Here is a 20939-nt window from a genome sequence, read left to right as displayed (position 1 = left end):
CGATATGATAACGCAGAAACGGTTTGAACTAATCATACAACTATTAAAAGAAAAAGAATTTTTAACACTACAAGAAATAATTGATTTAACAGGATGCAGCGCTTCGACAATTCGCCGAGATTTATCTAAGTTACAAAAAATGGGTAAATTACAACGCGTTCATGGCGGTGCCACGCTCAAAACAACAGCCTTGAGTGAACCGAAAATGTCAGAGAAGAAAGAACGTAATTTACAAGAAAAACGTGAAATCGCAAAAATCGCAGCTGCACAAATTGAAGACCGTGATTGTATTTATATTGATGCAGGGACATCGACTTATGAAATGATAGAACACATTACAGCACAAGAAATTGTCGCAGTTACTAATGGATTAACCCATGTCGAAGCATTATTACAACGTGGAATTAAAACGTTGATTATTGGTGGAGATGTAAAAGCAAGCACATTAGCTTCTGTCGGACCGCGAGCGATTGAAACTTTGAAACATTATCATTTTGATAAAGTTTTCATCGGCATGAATGGGATGAATACAGAAGGTAAATTGACAACACCAGATGAACAAGAAGCTTATGTGAAAGAAACTGCAATGAAAGTGGGACATCATATTTTCGTCTTGCTTGATAGTTCTAAATTCGGACCTACGTATTTTGCATGTGTCAATGTACCGAAAGATGTACCGTTTGAAATTTTGACTTCAACAAAAGCGTTAAAACGTTCAGATATGAAAGCATATCGCAACCATTATTCGATAAGAGGAGTGTAATAAAGTGATCTATACAGTAACTTTCAATCCATCGATTGATTACATTATGAGAGTAGACACGTTTCAAGAAGGCGGACTTAACCGTGCGAAAGAAACGTATAAATTTGCAGGAGGCAAAGGGATTAACGTTTCGCGTGTGCTGAACACTTTAGAAACACCTTCGACTGCATTGGGATTTGTTGGTGGATTTCCTGGGAAATTTATCCAAGATGCTTTACAACAAGCTGGCATTAAAAATGATTTTATTGAAGTAGAAGAAGATACACGTATCAATGTGAAATTAAAATCAGGTCAAGAAACAGAAATCAATGCAGGTGGACCTACTATTTCAAATCAAGCGTTTGAAGCGTTATTAACACAAATTAAAAACACGAATGCTGATGACACTGTTGTTGTGGCAGGAAGTGTACCGAAAAGTATTCCTGATAATGCCTATGAACAAATTGCGAAAATCACACAAAAAACTGGCGCAAAATTAGTTGTAGATGCAGAAAAAGACTTAGTTGAGACTGTATTGCCATATAACCCGTTCTTTATTAAACCGAATAAAGATGAATTAGAAGTCATGTTTGATACAAATATCACTTCTGATAATGATGTAGTGACACACGGAAAAGCTATTCTTGATAAAGGTGCACAAGCAGTGATTGTTTCACTCGGTGGTGAGGGTGCAATTTATATTGATGCTGAACATTGTATTAAAGCTTCTGTACCAAAAGGCAATGTATTAAATACAGTGGGTTCTGGAGATAGTACTGTTGCAGGTATGTTAGCAGGTTTAGCACAAGGTTTTGATGTACATGAAGCATTTCGTAATGCCGTAGCCTCTGGAACAGCAACAGCATTCAGTCAAGATTTAGCAAACAAAGAAATGATAGAAAAAGTACGTTCTGAAATTGAATTAACGGACTTGAAATAGGAGTGAGAAAAATATGAGAATCACTGAATTATTAACGCGAGAGACAATCGCGATGGATTTAGATGCGACATCAAAAGAAGGTGTCATTGATGCTTTAGTAGATCAATTAGACCATGCAGGTATTTTAAGCGATGTCAAAGCGTTCAAAGAAGCGATTATGGCACGTGAAGGGCAAAGTACAACAGGTATCGGTGAAGGGATTGCGATTCCCCATGCGAAAGTTGATGCAGTGAAAAAGCCGGCTATTGCCTTCGGTAAATCAAAAGCCGGCGTAGATTATCAAAGTTTAGACGGACAACCTGCACACTTATTCTTTATGATTGCAGCACCTGAAGGCGGTGCACAAACACATTTAGACGCGTTAGCTAAATTATCTGGTGTCTTAATGGATGACGAGGTCAGAAAATCATTATTAAACGCAGAAACACCAGATGAAGTTTTGGCAATTATTGATCGTGCAGACGATGAAGCACCAGATGAAGAAGAGGAAACAGCGCCAGTTGAAGCGAATAAAGACGCTGAATCTGAAGAGCCATATGTTATCGGTGTGACAGCTTGCCCGACGGGTATTGCACATACGTATATGGCAAAAGATGCTTTATTGAAACAAGCGAAAAAAATGGGCGTCAAAATGAAAGTTGAAACAAACGGGTCAAGTGGTATTAAAAACCGTTTAACTACTGAAGATATTGATAAAGCACAAGGTGTTATTGTTGCAGCGGACGTGCATGTAGAAACAGATCGTTTCGATGGCAAAAACGTCGTAGAAGTTCCTGTTGCTGATGGCATCAAACGTCCAGAAGAATTAATCGACCTTGCTTTAGCAACTGACCGTACACCATTTAAAGCAAGAGAAGGCAGAGGTAAAGGTCAAGCAAGCGGTAAACAAGAAAAACAAAGTGTCGGCAAAACAATTTATAAGCACTTAATGAACGGTGTTTCTAACATGTTGCCACTTGTAATTGCCGGTGGTATTTTAATGGCAATTGTATTCTTGTTCGGACCAAACTCATTCGATCCGAAATCTTCAGAGTATAATGCATTTGCTGAACAATTGTGGAACATTGGTAAGAACAGTGCGTTCTACTTAATTATTCCAATTTTATCAGCATTCATCGCACGCAGCATTGCTGAAAAACCAGGTATGGCAGCTGGTTTAGTCGGCGGTATGTTAGCAATGAGCGGTGACTCTGGATTTATCGGCGGTATTATTGCCGGTTTCTTAGCAGGTTATTTAACAGAAGGCATCAAAGTGATGACGCGTCGTATGCCACAATCACTTGAAGGTTTAAAAACAACATTAATTTATCCGATTTTATCTGTCACTATTACAGGTCTGTTAATGGTGTATGTATTTAACCCACCAGCAGCTTGGGTGAACCATTTATTATTAAACGGTTTAAACAGTTTATCAGGAGCAAACATTATGTTACTTGGTTTAGTGATTGGTGCCATGATGGCCATTGATATGGGTGGTCCATTCAACAAAGCAGCTTACGTATTTGCAACAGCGGCATTAACAGAAGGTAACGCTGCACCAATTACAGCAGCTATGGTCGGCGGTATGATTCCACCGATTGCATTAGCACTTTCAATGTTGTTCTTTAAACGTAAGTTTACAAAAACACAACGTGGTTCAATTGTACCTAACTTTGTGATGGGTGCATCATTCATTACAGAAGGTGCTATTCCATTTGCGGCAGCTGACCCAATTCGCGTAATTCCGTCAATGATGATCGGCTCAGGTATCGGCGGTGCCATTGCACTTGGCTTAGGTTCATCTATCGGAGCACCGCATGGTGGTATCTTTGTTATCTTAGGTACTGACTTCTCCCATTCATTACAAACAATTCTAGCGATTTTAGTCGGCGCAGCCATCTCTGCAGTGATTTACGGATTCCTTAAACGTAAACCGACAGCAGACGAAATTGCCGCATCTGAATCAATGGATGAATAATGAGTTGAATTTTACGAGAATTTAGCGCATTATAGTAAAGGCGTGCTATTAGAAATGACACGCATCACGAATCTAATTTACTGTGGTAGGTAAATGTATATTCGAATAAACAGTTAAGAGAGAGACAGCCTGTTTATCGGGCTGACTCGCTTCTTAGCTGTTTATTTTTATTTGTAAAGAGGTATCATAAAATACCAAAAAAATAACTTGAATTCAGTCTGAAAAAATTACTATTTGAATGGTGATTATGATATGATAATCTTGTTAGATTTTACGCTAGTTGGGAGGTGTCGCTGTGGAAATGGGAAGGATGAACTAGGCATTTGTCACTTTGCTCAAAACGATGCGCTAAACATCATTGCCGTACATAGCGGCATATAACTTGGAGGTGAATCCCTAGCAATAGGGAACTAATTGGATAGTACGACCATAATAAACTTGTTAATATTTATATTTTTAATCGCACTGACTACTGTGTTTGTTGGATCAGAATTTGCTTTGGTGAAAGTCAGAGCTACTAAAATTGAAGAAATGGTTGCAGAAGGCAACGGCAGTGCGGCTGTCGTCAAGAAAATGATTTCAAATCTTGACTACTACTTATCAGCATGTCAGCTCGGTATCACTGTTACATCTTTAGGACTAGGTTGGTTAGGTGAACCTGTCTTTTCTAAATTATTACATCCTATTTTTGAACTGATACCGTTACCCGATGCTTTGAATACAACCATTTCAATCGTTATTTCATTCTTAGTTGTGACATATCTGCATGTAGTATTAGGTGAATTGGCACCTAAAACATTTGCGATTCAGCACACTGAGAAAGTTGCGTTACTTTATGCACGTCCGCTTTATTATTTCGGCTTAATCATGAAACCATTAATTTGGTTAATGAATGGTTCTGCACGAATGATTATACGTCTATTTGGTATTGATCCAGATGAAAACAATGACGCGATGTCAGAAGAAGAAATTAAAATGATTATCAACAACAGCTATAACAGCGGTGAGATTAACCAGACAGAACTTGCTTATATGCAAAACATCTTCTCATTTGATGAGAGACAAGCGAAAGATGTCATGGTCCCAAGAACACAAATGGTCACTTTAAATGAACCTTTTACTGTAGACGAACTATTAGAGACACTTAAAGAATACCAATTCACTCGTTACCCAATTACAGAAGACGGCGATAAAGACCATATCAAAGGTTTTATTAATGTGAAAGAGTTCTTGACAGAGTATGCTTCAGGCAAACCTATCAAGATTGCAAATTATATTCATGAATTACCATTGATTTCAGAAACAACACGCATCAGTGATGCATTAATCAGAATGCAACGCGAACGTGTACACATCAGTTTGGTTATTGATGAATACGGCGGAACTGCTGGTATCTTAACAATGGAAGATATCTTAGAAGAAATCGTGGGTGAAATCCGTGATGAATTCGATGATAATGAAGTGAATGATGTGATTAAATTAAATGATGACACATACCAAATCAATGGTCGTGTGTTGTTAGAAGATTTAACAGATCAATTAGGTATCGAGTTTGATGACTCTGAAGATATCGATACAATCGGCGGATGGTTACAAGCACATAATACAAACTTACAGAAAAATGACTGCGTCGATACGTATTTTGATCGCTGGATTATTTCAGATATTGAAAATCACCAAATCATCACAGTCATTTTAAAATATGAATATAACGCTGAACGTCAGTCTCTTTCAGAAGAAGATGAAGACGATGACAACAATAATAAAAGAAACAAAAGAGATAAAAAAGATAACGATGAATAATCGTAATACTGTCAAATCCCTTTTAGACCGTACTTAAAGTACTAGGTTTAAAAGGGATTTTTTAATGTTTAGACACAAATCCGACATGAATTGAAGTTATAACTTAGTTAATAAATAGTTAATGGTATGATATAAATCGCTCATTTATAATAAGCTTAATCATTACAAAAATAAAATGAAATGAGGGTTTATGATGAATAGTAAAACATATTTATTAGCTACTACACTTTTAGCAACAAGTATCGCTTTAGCAGGTTGTAATAATGAAAAAGATGAACAGCCAAAAGAAAAAACAGAACAGACATCACATGAACATAAACACGATCACCATAAAGTGCTGACAGGTGAATTTAAATCAGGTGAAGAGGAAGTGTCTGGTCACGTTAAAATCGAAAATCACCAAATTAAGTTAACAGATTTTAAATCTGCGAAAGGTCCAGATTTGTACGTCTATCTGACAAAGGACGGCAATATTAAAGAGGGCAAACAACTAGAAATGGTCGACTACAATAAACCTAAACAAACTTTCGACATCAAAGACGCTGACTTAGATCAATATAATGAAGTGACGATTTATTGTAAGAAAGCGCACGTTATCTTCGGTGCCGCAAAAGTAAAATAGAAGGTTAAAGTAATAATTCAACGAGAAGAGAAGTGATTTCATGAAACATTATCTACGTACGATTGAACTCGTAATTTTATTTTTAATTCGTATTATAGCCGGCGGCTACATTTTAGCTCAAGGTTGGGAGAAGTTAACAGGTGGTTTTAAAATAGAACCGCTGATCCCAGTTGTGATTAAGAATGAAGATTCTCCAGTGTGGTTCAAACTCTTTTTTGAACACATCGTCGCGCACAGTGCTCCCGTCTTTAATGTAATTGTACCTTTAGGGGAAATTGCGATTGGTTTAGGGTTAATATTAGGAATTCTGTCACATATTGCAAGTTTCTTTGGCGCCTTTGTTATGCTAAATTATATTTTATCAGATATGATATTTACGTATCCTGTTCAATTAGCACTCTTTATTATATTGTTAATGAATAAAAACTTATTAAAACAAATTTCATTGAGTGCTGTAATCGCATATATTAAAGAAAAAGGTGATACAAGACGTGAACACAATCTTAATCGTTGATGATGAACAAGACATGGTCGACATCTGCCAAACGTACTTCGAATATGAAGGTTATAAAGTATTAACTGCACATAATGGGGAAGATGCTTTGAACCAACTTGACCCATCAATTGATTTAATTATTTTAGACATCATGATGCCGAATGTAGATGGTTATGAAGTGATTAAGAAAATGAAACAACGACAACTGGACATTCCATTTATTTATATGTCAGCAAAAACAAAAGAACATGACACCATTTATGCTTTGACTCTCGGCGCAGATGACTATTTAAAGAAGCCTTTCAGTCCAAGAGAACTCGTGTTACGTGCGAATAATTTGTTGAGCCGCGTTAAGCGCAGTCAGTCAGCACAAACAGCTTTAACTTTTGATACTTTAAAGTTGAATGATCAACAAAAAAGTGTGGAAATTAATGGTGCTGTGGTGAACTTGAGAATTAAAGAATTTGAATTGTTGTGGTATTTAGCAACGCATGAAAATCAAGCTATATCTAAATCGCAATTGTTAGAAGAAGTATGGGGTTATGATTATTACGAAGATGCAAGTACAGTCAATGTACATATTCATCGCATCAGAGAAAAGTTTGAACAATTTCATTTCGATGCTTACACGATTACCACAGTATGGGGTCTTGGTTATAAGTTCGAAAGGAAAGCAGACTAAATGTTTTCAATCAGAACACAAGTGATTATCGGAGTATTATCTAGTGTATTATTGGCCTCTACCATCCTCGGTATTGCTTATAAACTGATGTTGTTCAATGGTCATACCACAGTGTTATTGACAATTAGCGCTATAGTATCGAGTTGTTTAACCTTATTCATCTGCAGTTTCTTTTTAACACCGCTCGTTCAAAAGATTAAACATTTCAATGTCAGAACGAAACAATTCGCAGATGGTAATTACGAGATGGAACCTACGCAATTTACTTCACCGAGAGAAATTAAAGAACTGAGTCACTCTTTTAATAAAATGGCCCATGAGATTACCAAACAAATGGTCCAAATCAAGTCAGAACAACAAGAGAAGTATGAATTGATTCAAAATTTAGCAAATGATTTAAAAACACCGCTCGCTTGTATTATTTCGTATTCAGAAGCATTAAAAGACGGTGTCGTTCACTCACAAATAGATCGTCAGGAAGCCTATGACACCTTAATCAAACAATCTAATCGCCTATCCAAAATGTTTGACGAGTTAACGCATGTCGCAACATTAGATGCTCCGAATACTTATGTAGTAGAAACAATTCAAATCGACCAATTGTTATTGAATATACTCAATGGTTATGAACAACGTATGAAAATAGACAACAGACATTTAGAAGTGAAGTTTTGTGATAAGTTGGCACCTTTCAAACAATATCCGCAACCGTTAGAACGTATCATTACGAACTTAATTGATAATGCGATGAACTTCTCGCCATCAGGTAGTCCAATTTATATTTGTCTTGCTGAAAGCGAAAAACATATCCAAATTTACATCAAAGATAAAGGCATCGGAATTGCGAAAGCAGATATTAAACGTATTTTTGAGCGTACTTTCAGAGTAGAAGATTCTAGAAATTACCATACAGGCGGTTCTGGTTTAGGGTTATACATCACACAAGAACTGGTGAAACAAATCGGCGGTACGATTCAAGTTGAAAGTGAACCTGAAGTAGGAACTACGATGATCGTATCTTTGCCAAAATTATAAAGCAGTAGAAAAGAAAAGCGTAGAAAGTAAAAGTAAGTATTACAGATAAAAGATAAGAACTAATCCCTAATGAATTAGAAAAGAAAAAACAGACAAGGTTGAAGATATAATCACATCTTCAACCTTGTCTGTTTAGTTTTATAAGATATTCACGCTAAATATAAAGTTAAATTAGCCTTGTTGTAATTGTTCGCGACATTTTTCGAATAAAACGTGGTTTTCTAAATGTACGTGTTGTAATGTCGCATTTTCTAACGCAGCTAAACGAGTGTACACTAAACGCCATGTTCCGCAAGCTTCGATAGGCGGTTGGAAATCATTCGTAATTTCATCCATTCTACGTAACAAGTTACCTGTACTGTCATGATCTGCAGTTAAATCTTCGATAATAGCTTCTACGTTATCAACATTCTCACCATTCGCAAATGCGATAAGTTGAGGGAAGTCTTTTTCATCTTCTTTTTGTGTATGTTCTAACATGTTGTTTTTAAATGTTGTATATAAATCTTTTAATTCTAACAAGTACTCATGACTTGGACCGTGAACTTTTGCAAGTTTAGTCACATAAGGCGTTAAGTTTTTGAACTCTTCTTTCATTGGTTCGTGGTATGCATCTTGGATGTATTGAATTAAAGAAGGGATGCTTAAATATTTAGGATTTAAGCCTTGTCCTCCGGCATTTTGTTTACTTGCTTCATCAAGTTCAGCTAATAAATCTTCTAAAACAACTCTTTTTTTATCTTTCGCAGCTTCTTCAATAGAAACTTGGCCGCCACAACAAAAATCTATACCAGAACGTTTGAAGATATCAGCAGTTTTCGGATAGTCTGTCACAACGTTCGCTACAATATCAGTTTTAGTAATCATAATATACGCTCCTTTTCGACTCATCTCCATTATAAGAAGAATAGTGATAAATAAAAACAAAAAGTGTTCTAAATTAAAAGTATTATTGTAATCTTCATAAAAACTTCAAGGAAATTTATTATAAATTTACCCGTATAGAGACTAAAGTAACTTAAAAAAGGAGTGTTAATATTAAAATAAACGTCATAAAAGTTACTTTAAACACTATAAGTGCAAATGAACTTTAAATCAATCGTTTGTGACAAATTTCTGAATAATTGAAAATGATTCCCAATATCAGTAGATTAATAAAAAATATTAAGAAGGAGAGACCATACCGCTTATTAAAACATTTGTAGAACACAAAGTTTGCTTAACAATAAACATATTAAAATAAAACTAAAATCGAAGAAAACAACAATTTATGTATAAATACATTTATGACAAAATTAAGAACTAATTGAGAATGATATTTACTATCAATTACTGCAGGCGTATTCTGAAGTTGAGAGTCGAAGTTACTGAGGAGAGAAATCGGGATGAAAAATCCATACAGTAGATTGTCGAAGGTCTTAGTAACAATTTTAGTCGTCGTATTCGGTATTTTGCTAGCTGGTGGTTGGTTGATATTTAAAAATGAAGCGCCTCGTCCAACAAAAGTGGTGAACGAAAGTGGACAGACGGTCATTTCTAAATCCGAACTAATCAGTGGTCAAGCCATTTATGAAAAATATGGATTGACGGATTATGGTTCATATTTAGGAAACGGATCTTATTTAGGTCCTGATTATACTGCAGAAACATTGCATCATTATTTAAAAGGGATGCATTACTATTATGCTGAACATCTTTATGATAAACCTTTTAAACAATTAAACCAAATGCAAAAAGCAGGCATTGAAGACAAAGTTAAAAAAGAAATACGGGTGAATCGCTATTCAAAAGCTAAAGATGAACTTGTATTAACAGATGCACAAGTTGCAGGCTTGAATTATGTCAGAGATTATTATCATAATGAGTTTGTGAATAATCCCAAGCAAGCAGGGTTACCACAAAATATGATTGATCAAATCAAGACAGATGATTATATGGTCAAAGGGAATAAAATTGAGCATTTGAGTGATTTCTTCTTCTGGGGTGCATGGTTATCTTCAACAGACCGTCCAGATAGAGATTTCTCATATACAAACAACTGGCCATTTGATGAACAAGCGGGTAATACAATGCCAAGTGAAGCATTGATATGGTCAGCAATTTCCGTTGCGATATTAGTCGCTGGTGTTGCGATTATTATTTACTTCCAAAGACGTTATCAATTCGACATGGAATCAACATATGATAGTGAATGTCGTTTACCTGAAATTAAAATTCAAGATACAATTTCATCAAGTCAGGCCAAAACAGCCAAATACTTTGTGATTGTGATGGTGCTGTTTTTAATTCAAATCTTATTAGGTGAATTAATGGCCCATTATTATGTGGAAAATGAATTCTTTGGTATTCCGCTTCAAAAACTATTCCCATTCAACATCGCGAAGACATGGCACTTGCAGTTGGTGATCTTCTGGGTGGCTACAACATGGCTTGAGACAGGGATCTATGTTGTGCCGAGGGTGCTCGGTAAAGAGCCTAAACATCAAGGTAAATTAGTCGATATCTTATTCGTCGCATTATTGATTGTTGCTGGCGGTAGTATGATAGGTGAATGGGGCAATATTCTTGGCTGGATTAACGATAAATGGTGGTTATTCGGTCATTTCGGTTGGGAATATATTGAGCTTGGTAAATTCTGGCAAATTTTATTTATCATCGGTATGGTGCTATGGATGATTATTTTAGCCAGAGGCTTCATCCCAGCGATTAAAGATGGCAGCGAACAACATCGTAAACGTTTAATCTTACTCTTGTTTATTGGCGCAATCGCAATTCCAATGTTCTACTTAGCATCACTCTTTATTATGCCTAACTCACATGTCACTTTCGCAGATTATTGGCGTTGGTGGATTGTACACTTATGGGTAGAAGGCATCTTTGAAGCTTTTGCGGTTATTTTAATTGGTTTCTTAATGGTAGATATGAAATTAACGACAATACATTCTACAATTCGTGCATTGTACTTCCAAATCATATTATTACTTGGTACAGGTATTGTAGGAATGGGGCACCATTATTACTGGCAAGGCGACCATTCAATTTGGTTAGCATTAGGTTCAAGCTTCTCTGCTTTAGAAGTTGTACCGTTATGTTTATTAATTTGGGAAGCTTACACCCATTATCGTGTTTATAAATTCAGTAAAATTGAATTCCCATACAAAGGTACATTAATCTTCTTAGCTTCTACAGGATTATGGAACGCAATTGGTGCGGGTGCACTAGGATTCTTGATTAATGCGCCAGCCATTAACTACTTTGAACACGGAACACAGTGGACATCTGCGCACGCACATGGCTCAATGGCCGGTGTGTATGGTATGTTCTCAATTGCGATTATGTTATATGTATTAAGAAGTATTACTAAACCTGAATTCTGGACGAAGAAAGTTGAAAAATGGATTTCTATTTCATGTTGGTTATTAAATATTGGTTTAGCTGGCATGGTTTTTATGACATTGCTTCCAGTAGGTTATATTCAACTTACAGATGCATTGAAACATGGTTACTGGCATGCAAGATTGACAGAGTTCTATCAAAAAGACTCAGTCTTTTGGTTATTATGGGGCAGATTGCCTTGGGACTTAATCTTCACAGCCGGTGTAGTTATTTTGCTTGTGATCACAGTTCGTGCAGTCATGCATCTTAAAAAAGTTAAAAATAATGAATATCAAAATAAAATCTGATAGACAGTAAATAGCTTTCACATAAGCGGAAAAAGTAAAAATAAGGACAGTACAGAGTTTCGCGCTCTGCACTGTCCTTTCGTTATATATGAACTTGAATTAAGTTATTTTAACGTACCGATTTTAACGTCATCAGGGTGCTTACCTTGGCGTAAGTCCTGATTTAACTGATCGATTTTTTTAACGTCTTTATCTCGTAATTCAAAGTCAATTGCTTCAAAGTTTTCGCTGATTCTTGAAGGAGTTTGAGACTTAGGAATCACAATTCTATCATGCATTAAATGCCAATTTAAGATGATTTGCGCAGGTGTTTTTTCATATTTTTCAGCTAGCTTTGCGATAACCGGATCTTCAAATAAACCACGTCCACGCATTAAAGGCATCCAAGCGGTAACTTTTATACCATGTTTATCACAGAAGTCTTGTAAGTCTTGTTGGTTTAAGTATGGGTGGAATTCGATTTGGTTAACCGCCGGCACAATTTCAGTATGTTCCATTAATTTTTCTAAGTGATGTTGTTGGAAGTTGCAGACACCGATTGTTTTAACGCGTCCTTCTTTATAAAGTTCTTCCATTGCTTGATATGTTTCAATGAATAAGCCGTCTGCTTCGCATGGCCAGTGAATTAAAAACATATCTAAATAATCCACACCAAGATTCTCTAATGATTTTTCAAAGTAAGCTTTTGTGCTGTCATAACCTTGATAATCATTCCATAACTTAGTCGTAATAAAGAGATCTTCACGGGGGACTTTACTTTTTTTAATTGCTTCACCTAATTCTTTTTCGTTGAAATAGAAATAAGCGGTATCAAAAGCACGATAGCCAGAATCTTCAGCAGCTTTGACTGCAGATTCCATATGCTTTTCGTCAATTTTGTAGACTCCTAAACCTATACGAGGAATTTTCACATCGTTATTCAACTTTACTTTCCTTTTCAAGATGATTCGCACTCCTTCTACTTTTTCTTCATTATATCAAACCAAAGATATGTAATACTATTAAAGAGAAAATGATGCGCAATTTAATTAAAGGTTATTTAATCAAATGAAATAAAAAAACAGCAACACCATTGAATGATGTTGCTGCAAGTCGTATGTTAATACACATTAAGTATTAAGACTTATTTTCTTTTGTTTTTGTGGATTGCACCCAAGATTAATGAAAGGATTACAATTAATAAAATTGTACCGATTAATGCTGGGAAAATCGCAATGCCGCCTAGTGATGGACCCCAATCACCGAAGATTGCTGAGCCAAGCCAAGCGCCGACAATACCAGCAATAATGTTACCTAAGATTCCTCCTGGAATATCTTTACCTAAAATTGCGCCGGCTAACCAACCGATTAGGCCTCCGACGATAATCATTAATATTAATCCCATAATAGTAGCCTCCTAATTCAATACTGACAATACTTTTTTATTGTGCTTGTTAATGTTTACCACTAATACATGATAAGTAATCATCTTAAATCAATTTTTTAAAAAAGGTTTTGTCCACAAGATAAATAAAATTAATATTAAGTAAATAATTAGGTAAACATACCAGAAAGGAGTTAATAAATTCATTACAAGAAATGAAATAATAATTAATAATGTGCCGATTGTCAGTGATTTAGGCTTATTCTTCATGAAATGACTACGAAAGCTTGTATCTTCAGAGCTTTCAAAAATGGTTAAGAAGATGAAAGATGCTCCGATTAAGAAGAAAACAGGTGCTAAATATGGAACGGACATATAATAAGATTTTTCACTCGTATTGAATACGATGAACAAAGAAAGACTCAATAAAGTAAAGACAATAAAAGCCATGAATTTCTGTGTCGTAAAGACAATGGGCTTAAATTTTCGATCAGTCAACAGTGCGAGTAATGTCCAAATTAATATAAACGCAACCATCGCATGCGAAATAAAATCATACTTTCCGATGACGATAAGATTAATCACACTGTTTATTGAAACTGCAATAAGAATCGTACTTAATTTGACTTGATTGTTAGATTGTAAATACATATCAATCAAAATGGAAGCTGATATAATCGCAATGTTGATAATTATGTAGATGAGCATAGGGTGCGTCTCCTGACTTCTAATATTCACTGGAATATTATACCAATTTCAGTACATTTAAGCATTTGAAAACACTTTAAAATTAAAAAAGCTCGGGCATTCTGCAGCCCGAAACTTATACACCTTTCATATTACTCCAAAGTAATGTATGCAATTGTGGTAAAACATAGACTTGGTTCATATCATTGCTTTGCATAACCTTATCTACAAGATTTTCGTAACGTTCAAGCAAACGTGCTGTATGATTTTCTACTTCATCATCTAAGTAAGGATTGCCGACTTGTAAATAAAATGGGAGATCTGGATAACGATGATGTATATATTTAGCGAATTCATAGTCGTCATCATCAAAAACGACAACTTTAAGATTTAATGTTTCTTTAACACATTGTTCAATTACTTCATCAAGTATTTGTATGTTTGGTTTCATACCTGAGCTCGGTGGTTTAGGACTGATTGTTAAATCATTGATTTGGCGCATCCACGGTTGGAAACGACTTCCTTGTGTTTCTAATGCACTTTCAATGTTCTTTTCTTCAAAGAGATCCACTAAATCTTGAATACCTTTAATTAATGCAGGATTACCGCCTGAAATTGTGACATGATTAAAGCAATCGCCGCCGATTTCATAAAGTCGGTCATAAATTTCTTCTGCAGTCATCATTTGAATTTCATCTTTCATACTGCCATCCCAAGTGAAACTGGAATCACACCAGCTGCATCGATAATCACAGCCAGCAGTTCGTACGAACATTGTTTTACGTCCGATGACACGGCCTTCACCTTGAATGGTCGGTCCGAAAATTTCTAATACAGGAATTTTAGCCATGACGGAACTCCTTAGGACGATAAACCACATAGCTAGATGGAGTTTCACGTAAATAGACTTGTGCACATTTTGGACGGTTCGGCTGTTTCTCTAAAATTTCTTCTGTAAGTTGGCAAATCGTTTGTGCGACCACTTCAGTAGATGGCATTTTATCTTTGAACTGCGGTAAATCATTTAATAAATAATGATCGAACTGCTCATGAATTTGTTTTTTTAATGCTGCAAAGTTGATTAAGAAACCGCTATGATCAAGTTCGTCACCAACGATAGTTAAATTAACGAAATAAGTGTGACCATGCGTACGTACACATTTACCTGCATCTTCGCAAGGGATATAGTGTGCAGCTGCAAAATGGAAATCTTTATTTAATTCGAAAGCATAGGGATGGGCAACTGTTGGATAAATTTGTTGTAACAAAATCAGTTCACTCCTTTTTCTGCTAAATAAGCATTTAAACCACGTGCGCGTAATTGACAAGCCGGACATTCACCGCAGCCATCTGCGATAATCCCGTTATAGCAAGTCAATGTGTTATATCTTACATAATCTAAGACACCAAGTTCGTCACTTAATGCCCAAGTTTCTTTTTTGTCTAACCACATTAATGGTGTATGAATGACAAAGTTTTTATCCATCGATAAATTCAATGTGACATTCATGGATTTCACAAAATCATCGCGACAATCCGGATAACCAGAGAAGTCTGTTTCACAGACACCTGTAATAATGTGACGTGCTTTAATCTGATAAGCTAACGCGCCCGCAAACGATAAAAATAATAAGTTACGTGCTGGAACGAAGGTGTTTGGTACACCATCATCAGTATCTTCAATTTGTAAATCATGTTGGGTTAACGCATTCGGTGTGAGTTGAGATAATAAAGACATGTCTAAAATGTGGTGCTTTAATCCTTGTTCTTGTGCGATTTGTTTAGCGACTTCAATTTCAGTATCGTGACGTTGACCGTATTGGAAAGTCACAAGTTCTACTTCTTTGAATTTTGCTTTCGCATAAAAGAGACAAGTCGTACTGTCTTGTCCGCCGCTGAAAACGACGAGTGCTTTATCATCATCAAGTTTATGGGGTGCCATAAGTCAATCTCTCCTTTAAAGTGATGACCTAGCTCGATCAATAAAAAAACTCGAACGCTAAAGTGCGTGTATCTTGATGATTCAAAATAACGCTTTTAGGTTCGAGTTGATATAGACAATGACGTAGTATATTGACTATCTCTATAAAAGATAGACGATTGAAAGTAAAAGTCTAGTTTTTTATAGAGGGTATCAGCTAGGAACCTCTGTGTTTCTATGTCGATAGATAGAATAATATATTTCCTAAGTAAAATCAAGGTGTCTCTGCTTCTGCTATTACAAAATCGTGTGACATCTTGTAAAATGAAGTTAAAAGCATTGTTCGACGAAACAAATAGAATGTTGAGTAAGGGGACAAGTTGAGTATGATTATAATGATAGATAACAAAGACTCATTTACATATAACTTAGTAGATTATCTGAAGACAGAAAGTAATGAACGTGTGACAGTTATCGATGTAGATGACGTAGATATAGAAACATTAAAAACAATGCAGCCGCATGCGATTGTGATTTCCCCAGGTCCAGGAAGTCCAAGTGATTATCCGATTTTACATGAAGTCCTTAGCACGTTTGAAGATAGTGTACCTATTTTAGGTGTGTGCTTAGGATTTCAACTCATTGTTGAACATTACGGTGGTGCTATTATTCATAGTTCGCGACCTGTACACGGACACACCACGCTGATTACCACAAATGAGCAAGGTATTTTTGCGGGGTTACCTAAACAATTTCATGTGATGCGTTATCATTCCTTATGTGCAGATACATTGCGCATGCCAAGTACGCTAGAAGTCACAGCATATAATGAAGAGCAAATTGTGATGGCAGTGGCGCATAGAAGTTATCCGATTTATGGTGTGCAATATCATCCTGAATCTATATTGAGTGAATATGGCCATGCGCAAATTCGACTATTTCTTCAACAGGCAGGTGAAAACATTGCGCGCGCACTTTAATTATCGATATTACACAGATGAAACAGATTATAAGCAGTACCAATATTGTTTCAAGACAATTCTTTATCAAAAGATTGCTTATGATTTAAATGAGGTACATGAAGTCATTGATTTTGCTGAACAAGCACATCAGGCAGGTCATTTTGTTTGTCTGTATTTACCTTACGAAGCGGCACCTGCCTTTAATTCTGAAATGGCAGTACATCTACCAGAAACTTCCAATTATGTTTATGCGGCAGCCTATATATTTGAAGCACCTGAAACAAGGGAAGAAGTAAAAGATAAGGCTGTATCAGCACGTCCGCACTTTCATTTTCGTTTGTCGAAGCCAACTATGATTCAACATATCCAACAAGTTCAAGATGCGATTGTAGAAGGGAATACATATCAAGTGAACTATACAACACGTATGTATGATCGTATCCGTATGCCTATCAGCGAAATGTATGATTATTTAACACAAAGCAGTCACGGTAACTATACAGCGTTGCTTGATACAAATGAATTACAAATCGCCTCGATTTCACCTGAATTGTTCTTTCAAAGAGGTTCTTTTAAAACGATGGAGGACGTGGTATTAAGTAAACCGATGAAAGGCACTATGCCAAGAGGGAAAGATAAAGCAGAGGATGACTATTATTATCAACAACTCGCACAATCTAAAAAAGATCAAGCTGAAAATGTGATGATAGTAGATTTATTACGTAATGATATTGCACGTATTTCAAAACCAGGCAGTGTGAAAGTGTATCAACCGTTTCATATTGAACGTTATCAAACTGTCTTTCAAATGACGAGTATGGTCACAGGACAATTACCGCAAGCAACGTCATTACAACGTATTTTGACTGCACTATTTCCATGCGGTTCGATTACTGGTGCACCTAAATTAAATACGATGCGCTATATTAAAGCATTAGAAGGCACACCGCGACATGTATATTGTGGTACCATCGGGTTAATGATTCCAAACGGTCCCTCAATATTTAATGTACCGATACGTACGGTGCAATATATTGAAGACGAAGCAGTCTATGGTGTAGGTGCAGGTATTACGATTGATTCAGATCCAGAAGCAGAAGTCGCAGAGTTTGAAGCGAAAACTAAAATATTGGAGTGATAATGATGTACTTATTTGAGACAATGCGTTTATCAGAAGGTAAAATTCCACGTCGAGATTATCACAAAGCACGTATTTTACAGTCAGCTAAGGAGCTTTCTATTCCATTACCTGAAATTCAGTGGGAAGCATTTATCGCAGATATTAAAAAGGAATATCCAACAGGCACTTATCGTTTGAAAGTCATGGCAGATGAATCTGGCGAATTGACTTATCAATGTGTCGACTTACCTGAAAAAAGTAGTTTCACTGCTCAAGCGCAATTGATGCGTTCGGATTACCCAAAGTGGCAATACGTTAATAAAACGTCTCATCGTGAACATGTAGAACATCTTCATGAGACAGATGTTGTTCTTTTTTATAATCTGCAAGGTAAAATTTTAGAGTTTGATATCGGTAATGTGCTGATCAAAGAACAAGGTAAATACTACACACCTTGTTTTAATAATGACTTCTTAAAAGGGTGCATGCGTGCACAGTTATTAGATGAAGGTAAAGCAGAAGAAAGAGATTATACAATAGATGAGTTGAGAGAAAAATTGGAGGCACATGAAGCGGAGCTTTTCTTGATAAATAGCTTGCGAGAGGTTGCCGAGATACAGATTAATCTTTAAAATTAAGTATGATTAAACTTATAAGTAGCAGAAGGGTTTAAAAAGGTGGCAGCATGATTGGAATAGTCCTGATAATAATCATTGTGGTAATTTGGGTTGCGAAGCGGCTGGCACGCTATTTCCTACAACAGCAGAAACCTTTAGCAGCAAAAGCCGTCGTAGGTATAATGCTGCTTATCCAACTCGTGCTCGTATATTACTTTATGAAGATGATGATGACGTATATTTTAAGGTTACTAAATATCTTTTATAATCAATGAAGACCAGAGGTGCATTATGAAAATTTATAGTCAAGGTGACAAAGCAATTGTGGTTTCTGTGGAGAAAGAAGTCACGCAACATACAACAGAAGACCTGTTAGCATTACGTTCGTATTTATTAGAACAAAACTATCCATTTATTACAGAAATCGTGCCGACTGAATCTGATATGATGATTGTCTATAATGCGCGAGATATGATGAAACATCATCATATTACATCACCATTCCAATATATGACGGATTTACTGCACTCTATCAAAATCGAAGTCAGACATGGGGATGCTGTAAAAATGCCTGTAGAATTACCTGTCTACTATGGTGGCGAATACGGTCCGGATTTAGCAGAGTTGGTAGAATACTTCGGAATGAGTGAAGAAGAATTTATTTCATTGCATGCGAATAAAACATACTTCGTATCGATGATGGGCTATTCACCAGGATTCCCGTATCTAACAGGATTAAATGAACGTATTTATGTTAACCATACAGGAGATGAACAAAAATTTATTCCAGCAGGATCTGTCATCCTTGAAGGAAAGAAATGTGGTGTAGTCACAACTGATACATACGGTGACTGGCTTGTTATCGGTTATACACCTGTCCGTTTATTCAACCCAGAAAAAGAAGACTTCACTTTATTGAAGTTAGGTGATACTGTACGGTTCAAACCAGCTGAACCTGAAAATGAAAGTGAAGGAGGCAGTGAATCATGTCAATCATAATAGAAAATCCAGGACTTTTTTCAAGTTTCCAAGACTTTGGACGACAAGGTTACGAGCATGATGGCGTTATTCCTGGCGGTGCAATTGATTTCTTAGCACATGAAATTGCGAATCGCTTGGTTGCGAATGATAAAAATGAAGCAACGTTAGAGATGACGACAAAAATGGCGCGTATTCGCTTCACTGAGCCGACTTTAATTGCACTTTCTGGCGGCAACTTCAAAGCATGGACACAAAACATGCGCATTTTGCCGAACAAATTGTATTTAGTAGAAAAAGGAGATGTCCTACAGTTCTCTGAATCTAACCGTACATCTCGTGTTTACTTAGCAATCGGCGGCGGGGTAGAACTTGAAGAGTGGCTAGGTTCAACTTCAACAGACTTCCTATCTAAAATAGGTGGTTACGAAGGACGCGCATTGCAAGCAGGTGATGCGATTAATATGAAACGTAACTATACTAAACGTCATCTGAAATTATTTGATAACTTGAAGGTTACACATAAAACGGATTGGGGTATTGATGGTTATGCACTTTCTTTCAACTATATGTCTGATATGTTCCATGTAGTGTTAAATAAAGGAGCAGAGGACTTTGATGAAGAAACTTTAAATCGCTTTACATATGGTGAATATAAAGTAACCAGCAAAGCGAACCGTGCAGGGATGATTCTAGAAGGCGATCCAGTAAAGGCCTTTTATGAAGACATGCCGCCACATCAATCTGTAAAACGTGGTACGATTCAAGTGAAACGTGATGGTTCACCAATCATCTTATTAAATGACCACTATACATTAGGAAGCTATCCGCAATTAGGTACAATTGCGAGTTATCATTTAACAAAACTTGCGCAAAAACCACAAGGTGCGCGCTTAAAGTTCCAATATATTGATATTTATACTGCAGAAAATAACTTAATGAAATACAGCAGTTGGTTACAACAGCTATTCCATGGTATTGAATATCGTATGATGCAAGAAATGAATAAATAACATGACACATTAATTTAAATGTATTCAACTGAGAAAGCTGGTTACTTTCTCAGTTTTTTAATGTGCAAAATGCACAATTACATTCTAAGGCTGGAGTCTGATTTAATCGTGTGTGATTTCCTGTATAATTTTATAATATTAACGCGAATTCAAAATAAAAGTGAACAAGCTTAACATGCATGATGAAAGTATTTTATCTTTTCTTAGCAATAAATTAACATAGAAAAAATATAGTATAATATGTCAATTTTGGATAGGTTTTCGCTTGAAATGTCGTGTGAAATGTTCTATATTTAGTTACTGTACTACGTAATTTTT

Annotated in this window: 21 protein-coding genes; 14 read left to right on the top strand and 7 right to left on the bottom strand. The window is 36.1% G+C overall.

The window, feature by feature from the left end; all coding sequences use genetic code 11:
* Positions 1-4: 4 nt before the first annotated feature.
* From HMPREF2603_RS03290 to HMPREF2603_RS03255, 8 genes are all read left to right on the top strand, one after another.
* Positions 5-763 carry a DeoR/GlpR family DNA-binding transcription regulator gene (locus HMPREF2603_RS03290; protein WP_023015413.1) on the top strand — a complete coding sequence of 253 codons (759 nt, stop codon included), beginning with the start codon at positions 5-7 and terminating at the stop codon, positions 761-763.
* A gap of 4 nt (positions 764-767) precedes the next feature.
* Positions 768-1682: a 1-phosphofructokinase gene (pfkB, locus tag HMPREF2603_RS03285; RefSeq protein WP_060804103.1), complete on the top strand. Its 915-nt coding sequence runs from the start codon at positions 768-770 to the stop codon at positions 1680-1682.
* Between the two features lie 13 nt (positions 1683-1695).
* Positions 1696-3639 (top strand): PTS fructose transporter subunit IIABC, encoded by a 1944-nt coding sequence (locus HMPREF2603_RS03280; RefSeq protein WP_060804104.1) that lies wholly within the window; start codon positions 1696-1698, stop codon positions 3637-3639.
* Between the two features lie 414 nt (positions 3640-4053).
* Positions 4054-5442 carry a hemolysin family protein gene (locus tag HMPREF2603_RS03275; RefSeq protein ID WP_070501929.1) on the top strand — a complete coding sequence of 463 codons (1389 nt, stop codon included), beginning with the start codon at positions 4054-4056 and terminating at the stop codon, positions 5440-5442.
* Positions 5443-5635: 193 nt separating this feature from the next.
* Positions 5636-6064 (top strand): DM13 domain-containing protein, encoded by a 429-nt coding sequence (locus HMPREF2603_RS03270; protein ID WP_060804106.1) that lies wholly within the window; start codon positions 5636-5638, stop codon positions 6062-6064.
* Between the two features lie 40 nt (positions 6065-6104).
* A complete protein-coding gene (locus tag HMPREF2603_RS03265; RefSeq protein ID WP_002481495.1) occupies positions 6105-6578 on the top strand; it encodes a DoxX family membrane protein in 474 nt (157 codons plus the stop codon).
* Positions 6579-6591: 13 nt separating this feature from the next.
* A complete protein-coding gene (locus HMPREF2603_RS03260; protein ID WP_060804187.1) occupies positions 6592-7242 on the top strand; it encodes a response regulator transcription factor in 651 nt (216 codons plus the stop codon).
* Entirely contained in the window at positions 7243-8277 is a 1035-nt protein-coding gene (locus tag HMPREF2603_RS03255; RefSeq protein WP_070468911.1) for a HAMP domain-containing sensor histidine kinase, read from the top strand. It begins immediately after the preceding gene.
* Between the two features lie 171 nt (positions 8278-8448).
* On the opposite strand, the gene scdA is transcribed toward HMPREF2603_RS03255, so the two are convergent.
* Positions 8449-9144 carry an iron-sulfur cluster repair di-iron protein ScdA gene (scdA, locus tag HMPREF2603_RS03250; RefSeq protein WP_060804108.1) on the bottom strand — a complete coding sequence of 232 codons (696 nt, stop codon included), beginning with the start codon at positions 9142-9144 and terminating at the stop codon, positions 8449-8451.
* 512 nt (positions 9145-9656) lie between these two features.
* Here scdA and HMPREF2603_RS03245 point away from each other — a divergent pair.
* The gene (locus HMPREF2603_RS03245; protein ID WP_186822221.1) at positions 9657-11960 is read left to right on the top strand and encodes a nitric-oxide reductase large subunit; all 2304 of its coding nucleotides are present in this window, start codon (positions 9657-9659) and stop codon (positions 11958-11960) included.
* 104 nt (positions 11961-12064) lie between these two features.
* On the opposite strand, the gene HMPREF2603_RS03240 is transcribed toward HMPREF2603_RS03245, so the two are convergent.
* From HMPREF2603_RS03240 to queC, 6 genes are all read right to left on the bottom strand, one after another.
* Complete coding sequence (locus HMPREF2603_RS03240) at positions 12065-12904, bottom strand: aldo/keto reductase (RefSeq protein ID WP_373879040.1); 840 nt, start codon at positions 12902-12904, stop codon at positions 12065-12067.
* A 179-nt stretch (positions 12905-13083) separates the two neighbouring features.
* Positions 13084-13347 (bottom strand): GlsB/YeaQ/YmgE family stress response membrane protein, encoded by a 264-nt coding sequence (locus HMPREF2603_RS03235; protein WP_031262612.1) that lies wholly within the window; start codon positions 13345-13347, stop codon positions 13084-13086.
* Positions 13348-13434: 87 nt separating this feature from the next.
* Complete coding sequence (locus HMPREF2603_RS03230) at positions 13435-14031, bottom strand: hypothetical protein (RefSeq protein WP_002481502.1); 597 nt, start codon at positions 14029-14031, stop codon at positions 13435-13437.
* Positions 14032-14146: 115 nt separating this feature from the next.
* Positions 14147-14860 (bottom strand): 7-carboxy-7-deazaguanine synthase QueE, encoded by a 714-nt coding sequence (queE, locus tag HMPREF2603_RS03225; protein WP_060804111.1) that lies wholly within the window; start codon positions 14858-14860, stop codon positions 14147-14149.
* Complete coding sequence (queD, locus tag HMPREF2603_RS03220; RefSeq protein ID WP_023015404.1) at positions 14853-15278, bottom strand: 6-carboxytetrahydropterin synthase QueD; 426 nt, start codon at positions 15276-15278, stop codon at positions 14853-14855. Before queD ends, queE begins: the two co-directional genes overlap by 8 nt.
* Positions 15279-15280: 2 nt before the next feature.
* Entirely contained in the window at positions 15281-15952 is a 672-nt protein-coding gene (gene queC / locus HMPREF2603_RS03215; RefSeq protein WP_002481505.1) for a 7-cyano-7-deazaguanine synthase QueC, read from the bottom strand.
* Positions 15953-16317: 365 nt separating this feature from the next.
* Between queC and HMPREF2603_RS03210 the strand changes: the two genes are divergently transcribed.
* The 5 genes from HMPREF2603_RS03210 (at position 16318) to HMPREF2603_RS03185 (ending at position 20621) form a co-directional block, all read left to right on the top strand.
* Positions 16318-16911, top strand: a complete 594-nt coding sequence (locus tag HMPREF2603_RS03210) for an anthranilate synthase component II (protein WP_060804112.1) — start codon at positions 16318-16320, stop codon at positions 16909-16911.
* On the top strand, positions 16895-18031 hold the full coding sequence (locus HMPREF2603_RS03205; RefSeq protein ID WP_180363562.1) for a chorismate-binding protein: 1137 nt from the start codon (positions 16895-16897) through the stop codon (positions 18029-18031). The genes HMPREF2603_RS03210 and HMPREF2603_RS03205 overlap by 17 nt, the downstream gene beginning before the upstream one ends.
* Before the next feature lie 5 nt (positions 18032-18036).
* Positions 18037-18645, top strand: coding sequence for an aminotransferase class IV (locus HMPREF2603_RS03200; RefSeq protein ID WP_023015400.1), 609 nt, complete (start codon positions 18037-18039; stop codon positions 18643-18645).
* A 276-nt stretch (positions 18646-18921) separates the two neighbouring features.
* Positions 18922-19629: a 5-oxoprolinase subunit PxpB gene (gene pxpB / locus HMPREF2603_RS03190; RefSeq protein ID WP_002481509.1), complete on the top strand. Its 708-nt coding sequence runs from the start codon at positions 18922-18924 to the stop codon at positions 19627-19629.
* Positions 19617-20621 (top strand): 5-oxoprolinase subunit C family protein, encoded by a 1005-nt coding sequence (locus tag HMPREF2603_RS03185; protein ID WP_002481510.1) that lies wholly within the window; start codon positions 19617-19619, stop codon positions 20619-20621. The genes pxpB and HMPREF2603_RS03185 overlap by 13 nt, the downstream gene beginning before the upstream one ends.
* Positions 20622-20939 lie beyond the last annotated feature (318 nt).

Origin of the sequence: Staphylococcus sp. HMSC055C03 (genome assembly GCF_001809385.1) — a bacterium.
Taxonomy (GTDB): domain Bacteria; phylum Bacillota; class Bacilli; order Staphylococcales; family Staphylococcaceae; genus Staphylococcus; species Staphylococcus simulans.
Note: the sequence above shows the minus strand (reverse complement) of the source record. Positions and strands in the feature narration are given on the sequence as shown.